This is a genomic window from Halomonas eurihalina (assembly GCF_008274785.1).
GTDB lineage: Bacteria > Pseudomonadota > Gammaproteobacteria > Pseudomonadales > Halomonadaceae > Halomonas > Halomonas eurihalina.
Genome location: NZ_VTPU01000014.1, coordinates 17,641 through 37,589 on the forward strand (window position 1 = coordinate 17,641; position 19,949 = coordinate 37,589).

A 19,949-nucleotide genomic window follows, 5' to 3' on the forward strand; every position below is an offset into this window, starting at 1 on the left:
TCACTGACGCCCCGCATCGCGGGGCGTCTTTTTATTCGTCATCTTCATCCTGAGAGGGATCCTGAGGCTCGGAGAGGAAAGGGCGGCTCGGTGTGGGCCGTTCGGCGACTTCGAGAGTGACTTCCATGGTCTCGCCGCCGCGTACAATCGTCACCGGCAGCTCGGTGCCCGGCGCCACGGCGGCAATGTCGCTCATGGTCTGACGCGGATCGAGGATCGCCTCGTTGTCGACCTTGAGCATGATGTCGCCGGGTTGCAGCCCCGCCTGGGCCGCCGGGCCATTCGGCACGATACTGGCGATGACCACGCCGTTGGGAGCTTCGAGTCCGAAGGACGCGGCCAGTTCGGTGTCGAGCTTCTGCGCTTCGATCCCCAGCCAGCCACGTATGACCCGCCCCTTGGTGACGATCTCTTCGAGGATATTGCTGGCCAGGTTGGCCGGAATGGCGAAGCCGATGCCCTGGGAGCCGCCCGAACGCGAGAAGATGGCAGTGTTGATACCGACCAGGGCACCTTCGGGGTTGATCAGGGCGCCGCCGGAGTTGCCGGGGTTGATGGCCGCGTCGGTCTGGATGAAATCCTCGTAGGCGCTGAGGCCCAGATGGCTGCGGCCGGTGGCGCTGATGATGCCCATGGTGACGGTCTGGCCGACACCGAACGGATTGCCGATAGCCAGTGATACATCGCCTATGGCGACTTCTCGGGAGTCGGTGAGCTCGATCACCGGCAGGTCTTCGAGGTCGATATGCAGTACCGCCAGATCGCTTTCCGGGTCGGTACCCACGACCTCGGCCAGGGTCTCGCGGCCGTCGCGCAGTGCCACCTGTATCTGGTCGGCTCCGCTGATCACGTGGTGATTGGTGAGCACATACCCCTGTTCGCTGACGATGACGCCGGAACCCAGGCTTGAGAGCATGCGTTGGCGGCTGGGGGCGTTGTCGCTGAAGAACTGACGAAAGAAGGGATCCGACATCAACGGATGAGAATCGCGCTCGACCACCCGCGACGAGTAGATGTTGACCACGGCGGGCGCTGCACGCTCGACTGCCTCGGCATAGCTTACCGGCCCCGCGTCACGAGACATTGGAGCTGCCTGACGAATATCCGGCGCTGGGCGGTCGGCGGCGGTGTTTTCATCCTGTTGGCCAATCTGGAGGATGGAGTCGGCCTCGCCATCGCTGTCCTGGCGTCCCAGTAATTGCGGAAAGGCATTGAGCAGCACAATGGCCGCCAGCACACCGATCAGGGCAGGCCAGAGGTAGGGGAGGGCGCGTCGCATGCGGCGTGGTTCCTTCTGCGTGGTCGCGGGGGGAGTGAGTGCTGGTTACAATGCCGCGATTGTAACATTTCATCCTGTACCACGCCCGGAGGGTTCATGACGACATGCGATGATCTGGTGGCAGCCTGCGATCAGGAATTGGCTTCCGCACGTTTCAAGGATTACACCGTCAACGGCCTCCAGGTGAGTGGTGGCGAGCGCGTCTGCCGGGTGATGAGTGGCGTCACGGCCTGCCAGGCGCTGCTCGACGAGGCGGTTGCCTGGCAGGCCGACCTGGTGCTGGTGCATCACGGCTATTTCTGGAAGAACGAGCCGGCCAATATCGTTGGCATGAAGCGGCGACGTTTGGCGACCCTGATGCGCCACGATATCAACCTGCTCGCCTATCACTTGCCACTGGATGCCCATGCCATTCTGGGCAATAACGCGACTCTGGCCGGGCGTCTGGGGTTTCGTGTCGAGGGTTGCGTCGATGGCGCGCTCGGTGAAGGGTTGATCTGGCACGGCACACTGTCCGAACCCATGGCGCCGCAGCATCTAGCCGAGCATGTCGGTGAGCGCCTGGCGCGTTCGCCGCTGCTGATCGAGTCGCCGGAGGCGGGTGAGGTGCGGCGCGTGGCCTGGTGCACCGGTGGTGCCCAGGACATGATCGTTCAAGCTGCCGAGGCCGGTGCCGATGCCTTCATCTCCGGCGAAATCTCCGAGCGCACGACGCATCTGGCCCGCGAGATGGGCATTCACTACCTGGCGGCGGGGCATCATGCCACCGAGCGTTACGGCGTCCAGGCGCTCGGCGAATGGCTGGCCGAGCGTTTTGGCATCGAGCACCGCTTCGTGGATATCGACAACCCGGCCTGAAGCGACGTGCAGGCCCGCCCCAGCCGGGGCGGGCCCGTCGGCACATCAGTAACGTGGCGGCTGGGCGGGAGACTCGTCGCTCTTGGACTTTAGGCCGAAGTCCTCGGAAAGCGTGCCGCGGTTGCCATCGGCATAATCGCGGGGAGTGTCGAGGTTGTCATTCGTCTCGTCGGCCTGGTGGAGGTCGGGCTTGCGCGGCTGTGATGAGCCGAGCCGGGTGGCGCTGTCGCGCATTTCCTGCTGCAGGTTCTGCCCATTGGCGAGCAGGGCGTCGAGCAATCCGTCCGCACGCTCGAAGTACTCGCTCAGCCCGGCGCGTAGCTCACTGAGTTCGCGGTCGCGCTCGGCGAGCCGCTGTCGCAGTTTCTGTGCGGTCCTGGCGCCGCCGTTGAGCAGGTGATAGCCCAGGGCGCCGATGCCCACGCCGGCCAGCAAGCAAGCGATGGCCAGTACCCAATTGATATTGCCTTGTTCCACATTCGTCTCCCTGAACTGTCCTGCGATGACGACGACCTCCTGGCGAAGCCGCATGGCATCCCATTATAGAGCCAGGGCTAGAGCCGGGGTCAACGACCCGCGGTGACGGTGCCAAAGCCCGTTCGCGATGCGTATAATGCTTGTCTTTCGTCATGCCAGGATGGATCGCCAGGAATGTCCATGAGCGATAGCGACAGGACTCAAGAAGCGCCGCGAGCGGGGTCGCCTCTGGCGCGCTACCGCGCCGACCTCAAGCGGGATGGTTTTCAGTACGACCCGGCCCAGGAGCGGGCCGTTGAGCATCTGCAGCGCCTTTTTGATGAGCTGCTGGCGACGCCACGTACCCACAGCGCACCGGCATCCGCCGCCAAGGGCCTGAAGGCACGCATGTCGAACTGGCTCGGCAAGCGTGAGGCGCCGGAAGAGCCCGTCATGCCGTCGATTTCCGGTCTTTATTTCTGGGGCGGCGTGGGCCGTGGCAAGACTTATCTGGTGGACGCCTTCTTCGAGGCCTTGCCCTTTCCCGAGAAGATCCGCACCCATTTCCATCGCTTCATGCAGCGGGTGCACAATGAGCTCGAGCATTACAAGGGGCAGCGCAACCCTCTGACGCTGGTCGCCGACAAGTTCGCCGACGAGGCGCGGGTGATCTGCTTCGATGAGTTCTTCGTCAAGGACATCACTGACGCCATGATCCTGGCCAACCTGCTCGAGGCGTTGTTCGCCCGGGGCGTGGTGCTGGTGGCGACCTCCAACATCGTGCCTGCCGATCTCTACAAGGACGGTCTGCAACGTGCTCGCTTCCTGCCGGCTATTGACCTGCTCGAGCGCCACTGTGAGGTGGTCAATGTGGATTCGGGCGTCGACTACCGGCTGCGCGCCCTGGAGCAGGCCGAGATCTTCCATTCGCCGCTGGACGAGGCTGCCGAGGCCGAACTGGAGCGCAGCTTCCGTTCCTTGGCTGGTGGTGAGGGCGAGCGGGATGTCGCGGTCGAGGTCAATCACCGCATGCTGCAGGCGCGCCGGTTGCACGAGGATGTGGTGTGGTTCGAGTTCGCCGAGTTGTGTGATGGCCCCCGGAGCCAGAACGATTACATCGAACTGGCGCGCGAGTACCACAGCGTGCTGGTCTCCAACGTCACCTGCATGGACGGCGCCACCGATGACCTGGCACGGCGCTTCATCAACATGGTCGATGAATTCTACGACCGCGGCGTCAAGTTGCTGATGTCCGCCGAAGCACCGGCGGAACGGCTGTATCACAACGGCAAGCTGGAATTCGAGTTCCAGCGGACCCTGTCGAGGCTTCAGGAAATGCAGTCCCACGACTACCTCGCACTGCCGCACAAGCCTTGACCCGGACTTCATCCAGGAGCTGGAGGATCGTCCGCTGCGCCCGAGCTTCGAGCTGGGTTTTCGGGTTTCGTATCTCGCAGCTCGTATCTCGTGGCCTTCCCGCGATTGCCATGGCTGTGGCGTGTCGTGTAGAATGCGCGCTCGCTCGAAAGTTGTCGTTCGGCTCGATGGGCCGGGGCGACAACCAAGAAAAATAGGGATGGTCCTCCACCGCATGCCGGTCAGGACCCAACGCATCAATCTGGTGATTCACCCATGAAGACGTTCACTGCCAAACCGCAGTCTGTCCAGCGTGACTGGTACGTCGTCGACGCTGCGGACAAGACGCTTGGTCGCCTGGCCACTGAAATCGCTCGTCGCCTGCGCGGCAAGCACAAGCCGGAATACACCCCGCATGTCGATACCGGCGATTACATCGTCGTGATCAATGCCGAGAAGGTGAAGGTCACCGGCAACAAGGCCACCGCCAAGAACTATTATCGCCACACCGGTTATCCGGGTGGTCTGCGTTCCATGAATTTCGAACAGATGATCGATCACGCTCCGGAGCGGGTCATCGAGTTCGCGGTCAAGGGCATGCTCCCGAAGGGCCCGCTGGGTCGCGCCATGCATTCCAAGCTCAAGGTCTATGCCGGCACCGAGCACCCCCACGCCGCCCAGCAGCCGCAAGAATTGAACCTCTGAGGGAGTCTTCGCCATGACACAGCAGTATTACGGTACCGGTCGCCGCAAGACCTCCACCGCCCGCGTGTTCCTGAAAGCGGGTACCGGCAAGATCACCGTCAATAATCGTGAGTTGAACGATTATTTCGGTCGCGTTACCGGTCATATGGTGGTGCGTCAGCCCCTCGAGCTGACCGAGACCCTCGATCAGTTCGACGTCTATGTTACCGTCAAGGGCGGCGGTGGTTCAGCCCAGGCTGGCGCCATCCGCCACGGCATTACCCGTGCCCTGATGGAGTACAACGAGGACTTCCGCAAGCCGCTGCGCGCCGCTGGTTACGTGACGCGTGACGCTCGTGAGGTCGAGCGTAAGAAGATCGGCCTGCGCAAGGCGCGTCGCCGTCCGCAGTTCTCCAAGCGTTAAGTTTTTCGACGCTCGTCGAGATGAGCGCCCGGGTCTTGCGACCCGGGCGTTTTTTTATGGGTATGATTTTTGTAGGCATTATCTTTGGTCGCGTGGAATGCATTATCGTGCGAGGTGGTCGTTTTTATTGCTATGTTAGCTTTAGCTATCTGCGAGATCCGTGATTACGTGGCGCCCAGGCGTGACGAATGACAACAATAAGGCGGATGACAACAATAAGGAGACGCTGAGCATTTCGGCGTGCGGCATCGTTCAGGGCGCATGACAACATGGTGCGCCGGCCCAGGAGCCAGCCGTGTCGTCGCTCGTCAGCGTTTTCCGGACGGACAAGCCGACGGAGAAACCAGCACATGGCAGACGATGGCGTGAACAAGGGACGACGCCGTTTCCTCGTGGCGGCGACCACGGTCATCGGGGCGGTGGGAGCGGTCGGTGTGGCAGTTCCCTTCTTGTCTTCCTGGCAGCCCAGCGCCAGGGCAAGGGCCGCGGGAGCGCCCGTCAAGGCGGATATTTCCAAGCTCGAGCCCGGCCAGCGGATGGTCGTTGAATGGCGTGGCCGGCCGGTCTGGATTCTCGACCGTTCCGCGGAAATGATTCAGCGCACCGAGGGGCTGGGCAGCGACCGCCTGGCCGATCCAGATTCCAGAGAGCCGCAGCAGCCAGGCTACGCCCAGGGGCCGCTACGTTCCATCCGGCCCGAGATCGGTGTCTTCATCGGTATCTGTACCCACCTGGGCTGTTCGCCGCTTTTCAAGCCGGAACCCAATGCCGAAGGTGTCGGCGTCGATGACTGGCCAGGCGGTTTCTTCTGTCCTTGTCATGGCTCGCGTTTCGACCTGGCGGGGCGGGTCTTTCGTAACGTGCCTGCGCCGCTCAACCTCGAGGTTCCCCCTTATTACTTCGAGAGCGACGCGGTGATCGTCGTCGGTGTCGGTGAAGACGAGGAGGCTGCCTGATGGGAAATCCCAACAAGCCCAAGGCGCAGCGTGGCGTGATGCGCTGGGTCGATGAGCGATTTCCGGCCACGCAGTTGTGGCAGGATCACCTGTCGCGTTATTACGCGCCGAGAAACTTCAACTTCTGGTACTTCTTCGGCTCGTTGGCGTTATTGATGCTGGTCAACCAGATTCTCACCGGCATCTGGTTGACCATGAGCTTCACGCCGACGGCCGAGGGGGCCTTCGACTCCGTCGAGTACATCATGCGTGATGTGGAGTGGGGCTGGCTGATTCGTTACCTCCACACCACTGGGGCGTCGGCGTTCTTTGTGGTGATCTATCTGCACATGTTCCGTGGCCTGCTGTACGGCTCCTACAAGGCGCCCCGAGAGTTGGTCTGGGTCTTCGGTATGGCCATCTACCTGGCGCTCATGGCCGAGGCCTTCATGGGCTATCTGCTGCCCTGGGGGCAGATGTCCTACTGGGGAGCCCAGGTGATCACATCGCTGTTCTCGGCCATTCCGGCCATCGGGCCGGGGCTGGCTGAGTGGATTCGTGGCGACTATCTGGTCACGGGGATTACCCTGAATCGCTTCTTTGCCCTGCATGTGGTGGCGCTACCGATCGTCATTCTGGCGCTGGTGGTATTGCATATCGTGGCGTTGCACGAGGTCGGCTCCAACAATCCCGATGGCATCGAGATCAAGGACAAGACCGATAGCAATGGCAAACCGCTGGATGGCATTCCGTTTCATCCTTACTACACGGTCAAGGATCTGGTCGGCGTAGCCGTTTTCCTGTTCGTGTTCTGCGTGGTGGTCTTCTATTTCCCCGAAGGGGGCGGCTATTTCATCGAGAAGCCCAATTTCGAGCCAGCCGATCCCTTGCAGACGCCGGATCATATCGCGCCGGTATGGTACTTCACGCCTTTCTACGCGATTCTGCGTGGCGTCACCTTTTCGGTGTTCGGGCTGGAGGCCAAGTTCCTCGGTGTCGTCTGCATGGGGCTGGCGATCGGGCTGTTGTTCGTGCTGCCCTGGCTGGATCGCAGCCCGGTGCGCTCAATGCGCTACAAGGGGTGGATCTCCCGGGTGATGCTGGGGCTGTTCGTGATCTGTTTTAGCGTGCTCGGCGTGCTCGGTGTGCTGCCGTCCACCGAAACACGCACGACGATCGCCCAGCTATGCACGTTGGGGTATTTCGCCTACTTCCTGCTGATGCCGTTCTACACCCGTCTGGAAAAGACCAGGCCTGTGCCGGAAAGGGTGACCGACTGATGAGAAAATCACTGCTTGTACTGTGTATCGTCTTGCTGCCGGTAACCGGTCTCGCCGCCAGTGGCGGTGATGCCCACCTGCGGGACATGACGCCGGATCTGCACGACAAGGCCTCGTTGCAGAATGGCATGAAACTCTTCGTCAACTACTGCATGGGATGTCATTCCCTGAAGCATCAACGTTTCTCGCGGGCTGCCGAGGATCTGGAGATGCCGCGAGAACTGGTCGAGGACAACCTGATCTTCGCCGATGCTCATGCCTTCAATGATCAGATGAGCAATGCGCTGGAAACCGCGCAGGGCGAGGCCTGGTTCGGTGCTGCACCGCCTGACTTGACCCTGACGACTCGCCTGCATGGAGTCGACTGGGTGTATTCCTATCTATTGGGTTTCTACCGTGATCCAGAGCGACCCACGGGCGTGAACAATACCGTTTTCCCGCTGGTGGCCATGCCCAATGTACTGGAGCCACTCCAGGGCGTGCAGCGGCAGGTGTGTGGCGATGCGGAGCATGAAGGAGACGGCTCGGATTGCCACCTCGAACTCGTCCACGAGGGCTCCATGTCACCCGATGAGTTCGAGCGCGCGATGTTCGATTTGACCAATTTTCTGGCCTATGCCAGTGAGCCGTCGAAGCTGAAGGCCCAGGCGTTGGCACCCAAGGTTCTGATCTTCCTCTTCGTCTTCGCTGTCGTGGCCTATCTGCTCAAACGAGAGTACTGGCGCGACGTTCACTGAGTCGTTCCGATTTGTTGATGCGACATTTCACGACGCCCCCCGTCGGGGGTGCGTCGTGTTATCATTCCGCGACGAACTGATGCGAGGATTGTTTCATGGGTGTAGTGGCCAAGCGGTCATCGATGATCTTCTATTCCGGGGGCGATGATCATTACAGTCATCGTGTGCGTATTGTGCTCGCCGAGAAGGGCGTGGCCGTGGACATCGTCGAGGTAACCGAGGATAACCATCCCGAGGAACTCGCCGATCTCAATCCGTACAACAGTGTCCCCACGCTGCTCGACCGCGATCTGGTGCTCTACGAGTCCAAGGTGATGATGGAGTATCTGGACGAGCGTTTCCCGCATCCGCCGCTGTTGCCGGTCTATCCGGTGGCCCGCGCCCAGAGTCGACTGTGGATGCACCGCATTGAACGCGAGTGGTGTCCGCTGGTCGAACAGGTCCGTAACGGGTCGAAGAAGGACGCCGACAAGGCGCGCAAGGAGCTGCGCGAGAGTCTGATCGGGATTTCGCCGATCTTCGAGGACATGCCGTTCTTCATGAGTGAGGAATTTACCCTGGTGGATTGCTGCCTGGCACCGATCCTGTGGCGTCTGCCGTCGCTGGGCATCGAGCTGCCCGAAAAGCAGGTTCAGCCGTTGATGGGGTATATGGAGCGAGTCTTCGAGCGCGAGGGCTTCAAGGCCGCGTTGAGTGAGGGCGAGCGCGAGATGCGCCCCTGAATTTTCACCCCGTTCGAGGTACTGACCCAGGAGGGCCGAACGATGCATTCAAGCCGTCCCTATATTGCCCGGGCCCTTTATCAGTGGTTGCTGGACAACGAGTTGACGCCTTATATCGTGGTCGATGCCGAGCAGGAAGGCGTCGAGGTTCCCAGGCAATTCGTCCAGAATGGCCAGATCGTGCTCAACATGAGCGTGTCGGCGATTCATGATTTGTCGATGGAGAATGAGGCGATTGCCTTCTCGGCGCGTTTCGGCGGCAAGCCGATGCAGCTCATGGTGCCGATGGAAGCGCTGATCGCTATATACGCTCGCGAGAATGGTGTTGGCATGGTCTTCGGTCATGAGCCGGTGATGCCCGATGCTGGCCACAACGATAGCGAGACCGAGACCGTGGAGGATGAGAAGACGGGACCGGCGCTGGCCAGTGTCGACGAGACCGAAGCGTCGTCTTCGGAGAAGGAAGGCGAGGCGCCCAAGAAGGGGCGTCCCTCCCTGCGCGTCATCAAGTGAGCCGGTGAGTCGCCGGCCGTTGTTTCGGCACCGGCCGAGCGGAAAAATGCAAACGGCAGGCCTCAGGGCCTGCCGTTTGCGTATGTGATGTCCGGACGATCAGTCGAGGTAGTCGAAGACTTTGATGATGCGCTGCATGCCGCCGGCATTCGAGGCTACCGAGACGATGCGCTCGGCCTCGGCTCGGCTGACGATGCCCATCAGGTAGACGGTGGCATTCTCGGTGACGACGAGGAGTCGACCGGAGTCGATGGCCTCGTTGGCGACCAGGGCCGTGCGCACCTTGGTGGTGATCCAGGTGTCGGTGAGCCGTTGGCTGTGGGGCAGGTTGGCGGCAATGGTGAGCTCGTTGTGTACCTTGCGCACATTGCGTACCTGCTCGGCCACCTGCACGGCCATGTCCTTGAGTTCCTGGCTGGGTACCTGGCCGGTGAGCAGGACCACGCCATTGAAGGCGTTGACATTGATGCGGGCGTCGCCGAGTCGGGCATCGTTGGCCTTGAGGTTATGGTAGATCTTGTCCTCGATGTTCGAGTCCTCGACCTTGGTGCCTTCGGTACGCTGGCCGTAGTGCTCGCTGACGGGGGCCGAACTGGCGCAGCCGGTCAGGACGAGCAGGCAGATGAGGGTCAGGACGGTACACAGGGATTTATAGGACATGGGGGTCACTCGCTTGCGCCGAAAAGCTGTTCGTCGATCAGGTCGCACAGACAGTGGATCACCAGCAGGTGAACCTCCTGGATGCGTGCGGTGGAAGTGGCCGGGACGCGAATCTCGCAGTCGTCCTGGCCCAGCAAGGAGGCCATGTTGCCACCATCGCGGCCGGTCAGTGCGACCACGGTCATTTCGCGATCGTGGGCGGCCTGGATGGCCTGGATGACATTACCGGAGTTGCCGCTGGTGGAGATGGCCAGCAGTACGTCGCCGGGTTGTCCCAGTGCGCGTATCTGCTTGGAATAGACATCGTTGTAACTGTAATCGTTGGCGATGGAGGTCAGGGTCGAGGTGTCGGTGGTCAGAGCCAGAGCGGGCAGGCTGGGGCGTTCCCGCTCGAAGCGGTTGAGCAGCTCCGAGGAGAAGTGCTGGCTGTCGCCGGCGCTGCCGCCGTTGCCGCAGGCCAGTATCTTTCCTTCGTTGACCAGGGCCTGCACCATCATCTGGCTGGCCACCTCGATGAAGGGTGGCAGCACCTCGCTGGCATAGGTCTTGGTGTCGATGCTGGCGTTGAAGTGTCCGAGAATGCGGGTCTGGAAATCCATCTTGGCTTCCTGGTCCTTGGGTCAGAACGCTTCGAAGGCCCCTGCCACCCATTCGAACTCGAGCTTGGGGGGCGTGCCGGTCACGGCCAGTACATCGAAGCGGCACGCACATGATAGCCGGTTGCGCTGGAGATAAAAACGCGCTGCCTTGATCAGGCGGCGACGCTTGGTGGCGGTGACGGTTTCCAGCGGATGGCCGTGGCGGATGTCGGCACGATGCCGCACCTCCACGAACACCAATGTGTCGCCGTCACGCATGACCAGGTCGAGCTCACCGCCCTTGGCATGCTGGTTGGTGGCCACGAGGGAAAGCCCTCGCGCCACCAGCCAGTCGGCGGCGAGCCGCTCGATCCGGGCTCCCCGGGTGCGGGCGTCAGCGCAGGGCATCGCCGAGGGGGCCTACGATCATCGGCTGAGGAACGCCGTCGCTGAAGCGGGCCCAGGGCAGCTGGCGCTGGATACGACCGTCCTCGCCCACGCTCAGGGTGCCGGTGGCGCCGAACAGTTCGCTACCCGGGATGGCCTGGAACTGAGGCAGGCGGCGTGTCAGCTCATAGGCATCCACCCCCATGGCCATCAGCCGGAACAGCGAGGGTTCGGATTCCTGGCGCAGCTGGTGATAGCTGTCGAGGAAGGGCAGAGCGTCCTCGCCTCCCACGGCGGCATCCGGAATCTGCCAGGGGATATCGATGAATCGAACGCCGTCGAGGTCCTTGTCCAGGCGTGGCTGGGGACGCCCTTCGTAGAGATGGGAGGTGGCGTAGACCGGCAGCTCCGAGGCGGAATAATAATCGAGGGTTGGCGGTACCTGGCGAGCGTATTCCGGCAACGCCAGCAAAAAGAGCATGTCGGGCTTGGGAGAGCCGACGGCTTGCCGGGTGCTCTCGGTGGCCGGTTGCCCGGGGTTGTAGCGTTCGGTGCGGGTAATCTCGCCGCCGTTAGCGAGCCAGGTGTCGCGGAAGGCTTCGCCGACCCGGCGTCCCCAGTCGTTGCCGGGAACCATCACGGCGGCGCTGCGTAGGCCGTCGACTCGGCCCCGCCGCGCCACTTGGCGCGCTTCATTCTCGGCGGACAATCCGTATTGGAAGAGGTTTTCGGCCTGGTTGTGGTCGGCCGTCCCGTAGTTGAGTGCCAGGGTCGGCAGGGGAACTTGTTCGCGCTGTTCGAGACGGCTGACCAGCTCCTTGTCCAGCGGGCCGATCACGGCCTGGGCGCCACGGTTGCGCGCCTCGCGGTAGAGTTCGTCGAGATTGCCGCCGGAAGAATCGATGAAGCTGAGTTGGGTGCCGCTGGCGCCGCTGTTGACCTCGTTGAGGTGGTGGGCGCGCATGCCTTGCTCGATGGCTTCGGCGACATTGGCGAGTGGCCCGCTCTCGGGCAGGAAGACGGCGATATGGTGGATCTCGCGGCCGCGCAGGTCACGCAGCGCCAGGATCTTGGACGGCAGGCGGCGCGCGGCGGGGTGGTCCGGGTGCTGATCGCGCCAGTTGTCGATCTGCTGGAAGAGGCGTTCGATGTCGCCACTGCCGTCGCGAACCAGGTCGGTCAGGGTCAGCCAGGCCCGAGTATCGGCCTCTTGGCTGCTGCGCAACTTGCTCAGAGAGCCGGCGGGCAGGCGGGATAGCTGTGCCCAGATCGGATCGTTGAGGTCTTCGCTGTCATTGGCGGCCTGGAGGCGTAGCAAGGCCGCGGCGGCGGGCAAGGGTTTGTCGAGCTCGCCGAGAGCGCGGCCGAGTCGTTCCAGCAGCAGGTTTGCCTGCTGGCGGGGCGGAGTGTCGCTCTTGAGCAGTTGGCCCGCCTGGACCACGGCATGCGGGTCGCTCTGGGATTCGCCCAGTTCGGAGAGCAGCAGGGCCCAGCGGCGGCGCTGTTCGACCGACAGTTGCGCGTCGTCGAGGTTCTTGACGATCTCCAGTGCCTGGGGAGCGCGTCCCTGGCGTGCTAGGATGTCGGCGGCTTCCAGCCGAGAGCGAGCGGCCTCGGCCGGTGCTTGCTGGTTGGCTTCTTGCAGCAGCTGCTCCGGGTCATCCGCCGGTTGGCGTTGGGTCATGCTCGGTTGCATGCCGCAGCCGGCCAGGAGTAGCGCTAGAAGCGCGGCGGCCAGGGGGCCGCGAGACGAAATCTTCATCGATCCTTCCTTGTCCCATTGTTCCGGAATGCATCCCAGAGGGCCGAAATGTCAGACGCGAGTGCAGGTTCATTGTACGTGGTTGCCACGCCGATTGGGAATCTGGAGGACCTTAGCCCGCGAGCCGCCCGTGTGCTGGGCGAGGTGGCGCTGGTGGCCGCCGAGGATACCCGGCATACGTCACGCTTGTTACGGCATCTGGGCATCGCGCCGGCCGTGGTGTCCTTGCATGAGCATAATGAGGCTGGGCGGGTCGAGCATATCGATGCGCGCCTGGCGGCCGGTGAGGACGTGGCGCTGGTCAGCGATGCCGGCACACCGTTGATCAGTGACCCGGGATTCGTGCTGGTGCGCGAGTTGCGGGCCAGAGGGCGTCGCGTGGTGCCGGTGCCGGGAGCGTGTGCCCTGGTGGCGGCGCTCTCGGCGGCTGGCCTGGCCACCGACCGCTTCCTGTTCAACGGCTTTCTGCCGGCCAAGGGAGGCGCCCGGCGTGCCCGTCTGGAGGCGCTGGTCGAACGTGAGGAGAGCCTGGTGTTCTACGAGTCCCCCCATCGCATCGAAGCCACGCTCGCCGATCTCTCGACGGTCTTCGGCAAGCGGCGGCTAGTCTTGGCGAGAGAGCTGACCAAGACCTTCGAGACGTTTCTCGACGGCAGCGCCGATGAACTGATCGCCCGCCTGGAGGCTGATCCCGACCAGGCGCGTGGCGAGTTTGTGGTGATGGTGGAGGGTGCGGCGCTGAGGGAGGTCGGCGAGACCGTCACGCTCGAGGCCGAGGCTCTGCTGGCCTCGCTGCTGGCCGAGGGGGTTGGTGTCAAGCAGGCGGCCAGTGCGGCGGCGCGTTTGTTGGGTGGTACAAAGAAAACCTGGTATGCCCGAGCACAGCAGCTCAAGGACGGGGATTGAGGGGGTGTCGCGGCACTGGTATGCTTGCCTCCGGGAGTTGGCCAGACAGTCGCCGCCGGTCGCCGTTTTGCGGGATCGGGGGAGGAAAGTCCGGGCTCCATAGGGCAGAGTGCCAGGTAATGCCTGGGCGGTGCGAGCCGACGGAAAGTGCAGCAGAGAGTAGACCGCCTACGCCTCCCGCGGGAGGCCGGTAAGGGTGAAAGGGTGCGGTAAGAGCGCACCGCGCGCCTGGCAACAGTGCGTGGCACGGTAAACCCCACTCGGAGCAAGACCAAATAGGAACCCAATGGCGTGGCCCGCGCTGGGTTCGGGTAGGTCGCTTGAGAACGACGGTGACGACGTTCCTAGACGAATGACTGTCCAAGACAGAACCCGGCTTATCGGCCGACTCCCCCTAATTTCCGCTATCGTTCATGATGACGCCGTCACGTACGGCCCCTCCCAGCCCGCCACGAGAACCGCATGTCGTCACCCGCTTCCGAACAACCCTCCCGCGGATTTCGCCATGCCAGCGTATTGCTCGATGGCGCGGTCGAGACCCTGATTCACGACCCGTCGGGCCGCTATCTGGACGGCACTTTCGGACGCGGCGGGCACTCCCGCGCTATCTTGGAACGCCTTTCGCCCCAAGGGCGTCTGCTGGCCATCGATCGCGATCCGCAGGCCATCCAGGAAGCGGCCGCCATCGAGGACGCGCGTTTTGCCTTCGAGCGAGGGGATTTCGCGCGCCTCGGTGATTTCGCCCAGGCGCATGATCTGCATGGCAAGCTCGACGGTATCCTGCTTGATGTCGGGGTCTCCTCGCCGCAGCTCGATGACCCCGAACGGGGCTTCAGCTTCCTGCGCGATGGCCCACTGGACATGCGCATGGATCCGGAGCACGGCGAGAGCGCGGCGGCCTGGATCGCCCGTGCAGGTGAAGACGAGATTGTCCGCGTGCTCAAGACCTACGGCGAGGAGCGTTTCGCGCGACGCCTGGCACGCGCCATTGTGGCGCGGCGTGGTGAACGTGCCTTCACGCGCACGGCGGATCTTGCCGAGGTGATCAAGGCCGCACATCCCGCCTGGGAAAAGGGCAAGCATCCGGCGACTCGCGCTTTCCAGGCACTGCGCATTCAGGTTAACGGCGAACTCGAGCAGCTCGATCTCGCCCTTGGGGCGGCTCTCGAGGCGTTGGCGCCGGGTGGCCACCTGGTGGTGATCAGTTTTCACTCGCTGGAGGACCGCCGGGTCAAGCGCTTCATCCGTGATCATGTTCGGGGCGATACTCATTTGCCGCGCGGGATACCGCTGCGTGATGATCAGATTCAGCGCCGTCTCGAGGCGCTGGGCAAGGCGCGCCGTCCCTCCCGCGAAGAAATCGAGGACAACCCCCGCGCCCGCAGCGCCGTGATGCGTGCGGCGCGTAAACGCTATTGAAGGGAGTGACATGGCACAGGGACGCAATGCCTCCACGACCAGGACATCGGACTTCGGCTGGCCAACCGCCCGGCCGCGGCCGACTTTCAAGCTGCTGCTCAACGGCGTGCTGTTGGGGTTTTGTCTGGTCACGGCGCTGGCGGTGATTGCCACCAGTCATGAAATCCGCGAGCGCTACGCGCGCCTCCAGCAGCTCGAGAACGAGCAACAGCAACTACAGACCGAGTGGGGGCAGTTGTTGCTGGAGGAAAGCGCCTGGTCGTCGCCGTCGCGGATCGAGCGACTGGCCTCGCAACGCCTGGAAATGCGCCTGCCCGATGTCGATGAGGTGGAGGTGATCCAGCCATGAGCCGAGATGCGTCGAATGGCGTCACGCCGCGTCGTCCGCCGCCCATGGCCCCAATGGGGCGGGCTCGCTATGTCGTGATCATGACGCTGGTGCTCGTTGGCCTGGGATTGCTGATGGGGCGCATCGTCGATCTGCACGTGTTCGATCACTCCTTCCTGCAGGGCCAGGGCGATGCCCGTACTCTGCGTGTCGATGAGATTCCCGCCCATCGCGGCATGATTACCGACCGCCATGGTGATCCGCTGGCTATCTCGACGCCCGTGGTGACGCTATGGGCCAACCCTCAGGATCTGCCCGACGATGGTATTCAGCGCCTGCGCCTGGCCCAGGCGCTAGGCCAGGATCTCGATGCGCTCGACGCACGCATCGAGCGCTACGCCGAGCGCGAGTTCATGTACCTGCAGCGTCGCATGACGCCAGCCGCGGCCCAGGAGGTACTCGATCTCCACGTACCCGGCGTGCATGCACGGCGTGAATACAAGCGCTATTACCCGGCCGGGGAGGTGACCGCCCAGTTGCTCGGCGTGACCAACATCGATGATCAAGGCCAGGAAGGGCTTGAATTGGCCTATCAGCCCTACCTCGCCGGGGTGCCGGGCAAGCGCCGGGTGCTCAAGGATCGTCGTGGGCGCCTGGTGCGCGACCTGGAAGTGCTCGAGGAGGCCCAGCCCGGTGGCGACCTGACGCTGTCCATCGATCAAAGCCTGCAGTACATGGCCTACCGGGAGCTCAAGAAGGCGGTCGACGAGAACGAGGCCGACGGCGGCACCCTGGTGATGCTCGATGCCGATACCGGCGAGGTCCTGGCGATGGCCAACCAGCCATCCTACAACCCCAACAACCGTGCCGGCCTCGACCCGGCGGGGTTGCGCAATCAGGCCATCGTCGATGTCTTCGAGCCGGGGTCGGTGATGAAGCCACTGGCCATGTCGGCGTTGCTGGAAACCGGCAAGTTTCCGCCCGATACCGTCGTCGATACCTCGCCGGGCTGGATGGTGATCGATGGTTATACCATCCGGGATGTTTCCAACAACGGCAAGCTGACCCTTGCCGGTATCCTGCGCAAGTCATCCAACATCGGCATGTCCAAGCTGACACTGCAGCTCGATGAGCCCAAGGTGCCCCAGCGTTATCGGGCGCTTGGCTTCGACCGCGCTCCGGGCACCGGCTTTCCTGGTGAAGCCACGGGCAGTGTGCCGTCGCCGCAGGTCTGGTCCAGCAGCCAATGGGCGGCGCTTTCCTATGGATACGGCCTATCGGTGTCGGCATTGCAGCTGGCCAGCGCCTATACGGCCATCGCCAATGACGGGCGGCGCTTGCCCCCATCGCTGTTGCGCTTGTCCAAGGCGCCCGAGGGCGAGCCGGTCATCGAACCGCGAATCGCCGATCGCGTGCTCGACATGATGGACGAGGTGGTGGCACCCGGCGCCGGAGCACGTCGCGGCATGGTGCCGGGCTACAGTGTGGCGGGCAAGACGGGCACGGTGCGCAAGAGCGGAAGCGGGGGTTACCAGGAACGCACCTATCGCGCCTTGTTCGTCGGCATCGCGCCGGTCTCTGATCCGCGTATCATCGCCGTGGTGATGATCGACCATCCGCGTGGCGACGCCTATTATGGCGGGGCGATCGCCGCACCGGTCTTTTCCCGCGTGGCTGGCAACGCTCTGCGCATACTGGATGTTCCACCCGACCGACCTAGCCAGGACGACGATGCTTGATTCTTCTTCCCCGACCGATGCGAGGCCGCCATGCACGTGAATGCATCACGACTGATGGCGGCACTGGCGAGCCAGTGGCCGGAGCAATCCGCCGCGCTGGAAGCGCTCGGGCTTACCGGTGATGTCGCCCTCTGCCTGGATAGCCGAGAGCTGGCCGAGGGCGATGTCTTTCTGGCGTTGCCCGGCGTGAGCGTCGATGGGCGCGACTTCATCGACCAGGCCCTGGCGGCGGGTGCCGCTGCGGTGCTGAGGCATGTCGAGTCGGGAGAGTCCGTATCCGCCGCTGCCCGGGTGATCCATCTCGAGGGGTTGGCCGGGCAGCTTGGTGAACTCGGGCGATCGTTGTTCGAGGTGCCGGCGTCGCTGGAACTGATCGGCGTCACTGGGACCAATGGCAAGAGTTCGGTGACGCACTATATCGCCGCGCTGAGTCGCCTCCTCGGGCGTGATGCCGGCATGGTCGGCACCCTGGGGCATGGGCGCCCCGGCGCGCTGCACGAAGGCCGGTTGACCACGCCGGGGCCGCTGGCGCTGCAGTCGGCCCTGGGCGAGCTGGCCGCCGAAGGCGTCGAGCGCGTAGCCATGGAGGCCTCGTCCCACGCTCTGGAGCAGGAGCGGCTCGCGGGGTGTCGGCTGACGGCTGCCGTCTTCACCAACTTGAGCCGCGATCACCTCGATTATCACGGCAGCATGGCCGCTTATGCGGCCGCCAAGGCCCGGTTGTTCCAGCGCCCCGAGCTGCGCCTGGCGGTGGTCAATGGCGACGATCCCCTGACGCGCCTGATGTTGGCCGGTCTGCCCACGGGCGAACGAGAGCGTGCGCGCGTGCTGGCGGTTGGTGACGACGAGGCGGTCACATTGCGTGTGGTGGGCGTCGAGCCCCTGGCACAGGGGCAGCGCGCCGTCATCGCCACCCCGGAAGGGGAGCGGGTGCTGGAAATCGCCCTCATGGGCGGGTTCAACCTGACCAATGTGCTACTGGCCATCGCGACCCTCCACGGCCTGGGCGAGGACCTCGAGGCATTGTTCGCCGCGGCTGCCGAATTGACGCCGGTACCGGGGCGCATGCAGGTACTGGCCGATGCCCGGGGGCCAACGGTGGTGATCGACTACGCCCATACGCCGGACGCCCTGGAGAATGCCCTGCAGGCACTGAGGGCGCACTTGCCGGATCAGGGCCGCCTGTGGTGCCTGTTCGGCTGTGGCGGTGATCGGGATGCGGGCAAGCGGCCCTTGATGGCCGCCGCCGCAGAGAGGTACTCGGATGTGCCGGTGATTACCGACGACAACCCGCGCGGCGAGTCGGCGGCGACGATCCGCGAGCAGGTCCTGGCCGGCCTGTCCGAGAGCACGCGTCGCTCGGCTCGGGTCCGGGGCGGTCGGGCAGCGGCCATCCGCGAGACCATTGCCGAGGCTGATGCCGAGGACGTGATCCTGATCGCCGGCAAGGGGCACGAAACTTATCAGGAGATCGAGGGTGTGCGTCATCCATTTTCCGATCTCGATGAGGCACAGGCTGCGCTGGCCGAGCGGCATGGGGAGGCGCCGCAATGAGCGCTGTTGGTCTGGACTCCCTTGGGGCGGTGGCCCGGGCGCTGGGTGAAACGCCGCCAGGTGTCGAAGTGGCGTTGACGTCGATCACCACCGATACGCGCCGTCTGGGGCCGGGGGCGCTGTTCGTGGCGCTCGTCGGCGAGCGTTTCGATGCCCATGACTTCATTGCTCAGGCGCGCGAGGCCGGGGCGGCGGCGGCGCTGGTCGAGCAACGCCAGGACGATCCGCTGCCGCAACTGGAGGTCGCCGATACCCGCCTGGCGCTCGGGTTGCTGGGGCGGGCCCGGCGTCTGGCCTGGGGCGGTCCGCTGGTGGCCGTGACCGGCAACAGCGGCAAGACGACCGTCAAGCAGATGCTGGCGACCATTCTGTCGCGATCCGGCGCGACACTGGCCACGCGGGGCAACCTCAATAACGATTTCGGCGCGCCCATGACGCTGCTCGAGCTGGCCGAGGAGCACTGCCAGGCGGTGGTAGAGCTGGGCGCCAATCATCTCGGCGAGATCGCCTGGACGACCTCGCTGGCCATGCCCGACGTGGCGGTGATCACCAATGTGACCGGTGCCCATGTCGGCGAATTCGGCGGCATGGGGCGCATTGCTCAGGCCAAGGGCGAGATACTGAGCGGGCTGTCCCGCGACGGCGTGGCGGTACTCAATCGCGACGACCGCTACTTCAGGCTCTGGGCGAGCCAGGCGGCGCCTAGGGAGGTACTCGACTTCGGGCTGGAAGGAGAAGAAGCCCGTCTGCGTGCCGAGACACTGGTCTGCGATGAGTTCGGGCGCTATGCTTTCACGCTATCTTTCGATGGTCGCGAACTCGGGCGAGTACAGTTGTCGCTGATGGGACGGCACAATGTTGCCAATGCCCTGGCAGCGGCGGCGGCGGCACTGGCCCTGCAGGCCGATCCGGCGGATGTGCTGGCCGGGCTGGAAAAGGTCGAGCCTGTAGCCGGCCGGCTCGGCGTGTTCGCCGGGCGTGATGGCGCACGGGTGCTGGACGATACCTATAACGCCAATCCCGGTGCCGTGAAGGCGGCGCTGGAGACCCTGGCAACGCTGCCAGCCCCTCGTTGGTGCCTGTTGGGCGCCATGGGGGAGCTGGGTGATGCTTCCGCGTACTGGCATGCCGAGGTCGGGCATCATGCGCGGAAGCTGGGAATCGATTTTCTCGGTACTCTCGGTGAGGCGGCACGGCCGGCCAGCCGTGCCTTCGGTGAAGGAGGGTACCATTTCGACGATAGAGAGGCGCTGACGCGCCATGTTCTCCACCATCTGCCGCCGGGAGCCAGCGTGCTGGTCAAGGGGTCGCGCAGTGCTGGAATGGAGCACGTGGTGACCGCGCTGCGCTCGGATGCATCAAGGTAACGCAT

General features: G+C 63.8%; 21 protein-coding genes and 1 other RNA gene. 16 read left to right on the forward strand and 6 right to left on the reverse strand.

The genetic code is table 11. The features are described from left to right. Positions 1-31: 31 nt before the first annotated feature. Positions 32-1,279 (reverse strand): Do family serine endopeptidase, encoded by a 1,248-nt coding sequence (locus tag FZZ93_RS13630; RefSeq protein WP_149322869.1) that lies wholly within the window; start codon positions 1,277-1,279, stop codon positions 32-34. A 96-nt stretch (positions 1,280-1,375) separates the two neighbouring features. Between FZZ93_RS13630 and FZZ93_RS13635 the strand changes: the two genes are divergently transcribed. Next, on the forward strand, positions 1,376-2,137 hold the full coding sequence (locus tag FZZ93_RS13635) for a Nif3-like dinuclear metal center hexameric protein (protein WP_149322870.1): 762 nt from the start codon (positions 1,376-1,378) through the stop codon (positions 2,135-2,137). Between the two features lie 45 nt (positions 2,138-2,182). Here FZZ93_RS13635 and FZZ93_RS13640 read toward each other — a convergent pair whose 3' ends face one another. Further along, the gene (locus FZZ93_RS13640; RefSeq protein WP_187774537.1) at positions 2,183-2,614 is read right to left on the reverse strand and encodes a Z-ring associated ZapG family protein; all 432 of its coding nucleotides are present in this window, start codon (positions 2,612-2,614) and stop codon (positions 2,183-2,185) included. A gap of 180 nt (positions 2,615-2,794) precedes the next feature. On the opposite strand from FZZ93_RS13640, the gene zapE reads away from it, so the two are divergent. The 8 genes from zapE (at position 2,795) to FZZ93_RS13680 (ending at position 9,244) form a co-directional block, all read left to right on the forward strand. Next, positions 2,795-3,970 carry a cell division protein ZapE gene (gene zapE, locus FZZ93_RS13645; RefSeq protein WP_149322872.1) on the forward strand — a complete coding sequence of 392 codons (1,176 nt, stop codon included), beginning with the start codon at positions 2,795-2,797 and terminating at the stop codon, positions 3,968-3,970. A 255-nt stretch (positions 3,971-4,225) separates the two neighbouring features. Then, on the forward strand, positions 4,226-4,654 hold the full coding sequence (gene rplM / locus FZZ93_RS13650) for a 50S ribosomal protein L13 (RefSeq protein WP_149322873.1): 429 nt from the start codon (positions 4,226-4,228) through the stop codon (positions 4,652-4,654). 13 nt (positions 4,655-4,667) lie between these two features. Further along, the gene (gene rpsI / locus FZZ93_RS13655) at positions 4,668-5,057 is read left to right on the forward strand and encodes a 30S ribosomal protein S9 (RefSeq protein WP_149322874.1); all 390 of its coding nucleotides are present in this window, start codon (positions 4,668-4,670) and stop codon (positions 5,055-5,057) included. 350 nt (positions 5,058-5,407) lie between these two features. Further along, on the forward strand, positions 5,408-6,013 hold the full coding sequence (gene petA, locus FZZ93_RS13660) for a ubiquinol-cytochrome c reductase iron-sulfur subunit (RefSeq protein WP_149322875.1): 606 nt from the start codon (positions 5,408-5,410) through the stop codon (positions 6,011-6,013). After that, on the forward strand, positions 6,013-7,272 hold the full coding sequence (locus FZZ93_RS13665; RefSeq protein ID WP_149322876.1) for a cytochrome b: 1,260 nt from the start codon (positions 6,013-6,015) through the stop codon (positions 7,270-7,272). Before petA ends, FZZ93_RS13665 begins: the two co-directional genes overlap by 1 nt. After that, on the forward strand, positions 7,272-8,009 hold the full coding sequence (locus FZZ93_RS13670) for a cytochrome c1 (RefSeq protein ID WP_149322877.1): 738 nt from the start codon (positions 7,272-7,274) through the stop codon (positions 8,007-8,009). Before FZZ93_RS13665 ends, FZZ93_RS13670 begins: the two co-directional genes overlap by 1 nt. A 95-nt stretch (positions 8,010-8,104) precedes the next feature. Next, entirely contained in the window at positions 8,105-8,731 is a 627-nt protein-coding gene (gene sspA, locus FZZ93_RS13675) for a stringent starvation protein SspA (protein WP_149322878.1), read from the forward strand. A 42-nt stretch (positions 8,732-8,773) separates the two neighbouring features. Continuing rightward, the gene (locus FZZ93_RS13680; protein ID WP_149322879.1) at positions 8,774-9,244 is read left to right on the forward strand and encodes a ClpXP protease specificity-enhancing factor; all 471 of its coding nucleotides are present in this window, start codon (positions 8,774-8,776) and stop codon (positions 9,242-9,244) included. Between the two features lie 99 nt (positions 9,245-9,343). Here the strand turns inward: FZZ93_RS13680 and FZZ93_RS13685 are convergent, their stop codons facing one another. The 4 genes from FZZ93_RS13685 to FZZ93_RS13700 are packed head-to-tail and all read right to left on the reverse strand — an operon-like array spanning position 9,344 to position 12,631. Next, complete coding sequence (locus FZZ93_RS13685; protein WP_149322880.1) at positions 9,344-9,904, reverse strand: BON domain-containing protein; 561 nt, start codon at positions 9,902-9,904, stop codon at positions 9,344-9,346. A 5-nt stretch (positions 9,905-9,909) separates the two neighbouring features. Beyond that, complete coding sequence (locus FZZ93_RS13690) at positions 9,910-10,503, reverse strand: phosphoheptose isomerase (protein WP_149322881.1); 594 nt, start codon at positions 10,501-10,503, stop codon at positions 9,910-9,912. Positions 10,504-10,524: 21 nt separating this feature from the next. Then, positions 10,525-10,890 carry a YraN family protein gene (locus FZZ93_RS13695; protein ID WP_149322882.1) on the reverse strand — a complete coding sequence of 122 codons (366 nt, stop codon included), beginning with the start codon at positions 10,888-10,890 and terminating at the stop codon, positions 10,525-10,527. Further along, positions 10,877-12,631 (reverse strand): penicillin-binding protein activator, encoded by a 1,755-nt coding sequence (locus FZZ93_RS13700; RefSeq protein ID WP_149322883.1) that lies wholly within the window; start codon positions 12,629-12,631, stop codon positions 10,877-10,879. The genes FZZ93_RS13695 and FZZ93_RS13700 overlap by 14 nt, the downstream gene beginning before the upstream one ends. Before the next feature lie 48 nt (positions 12,632-12,679). Here FZZ93_RS13700 and rsmI point away from each other — a divergent pair, with 48 nt between their 5' ends. The 7 genes from rsmI (at position 12,680) to FZZ93_RS13735 (ending at position 19,944) form a co-directional block, all read left to right on the forward strand. Then, a complete protein-coding gene (gene rsmI / locus FZZ93_RS13705) occupies positions 12,680-13,537 on the forward strand; it encodes a 16S rRNA (cytidine(1402)-2'-O)-methyltransferase (RefSeq protein WP_149322884.1) in 858 nt (285 codons plus the stop codon). Between the two features lie 33 nt (positions 13,538-13,570). After that, an RNA gene (gene rnpB / locus FZZ93_RS13710) (RNase P RNA component class A) lies at positions 13,571-13,933 on the forward strand. 66 nt (positions 13,934-13,999) lie between these two features. Further along, complete coding sequence (rsmH, locus tag FZZ93_RS13715) at positions 14,000-14,956, forward strand: 16S rRNA (cytosine(1402)-N(4))-methyltransferase RsmH (protein WP_149322885.1); 957 nt, start codon at positions 14,000-14,002, stop codon at positions 14,954-14,956. A gap of 10 nt (positions 14,957-14,966) precedes the next feature. Further along, positions 14,967-15,305 (forward strand): cell division protein FtsL, encoded by a 339-nt coding sequence (gene ftsL / locus FZZ93_RS13720; RefSeq protein WP_149322886.1) that lies wholly within the window; start codon positions 14,967-14,969, stop codon positions 15,303-15,305. After that, complete coding sequence (locus tag FZZ93_RS13725; protein WP_149322887.1) at positions 15,302-17,023, forward strand: peptidoglycan D,D-transpeptidase FtsI family protein; 1,722 nt, start codon at positions 15,302-15,304, stop codon at positions 17,021-17,023. Before ftsL ends, FZZ93_RS13725 begins: the two co-directional genes overlap by 4 nt. Before the next feature lie 30 nt (positions 17,024-17,053). Beyond that, positions 17,054-18,577, forward strand: coding sequence for a UDP-N-acetylmuramoyl-L-alanyl-D-glutamate--2,6-diaminopimelate ligase (locus FZZ93_RS13730; protein WP_149322888.1), 1,524 nt, complete (start codon positions 17,054-17,056; stop codon positions 18,575-18,577). Further along, on the forward strand, positions 18,574-19,944 hold the full coding sequence (locus tag FZZ93_RS13735) for a UDP-N-acetylmuramoyl-tripeptide--D-alanyl-D-alanine ligase (protein WP_149322889.1): 1,371 nt from the start codon (positions 18,574-18,576) through the stop codon (positions 19,942-19,944). Before FZZ93_RS13730 ends, FZZ93_RS13735 begins: the two co-directional genes overlap by 4 nt. The last annotated feature ends 5 nt before the right edge of the window (positions 19,945-19,949 follow it).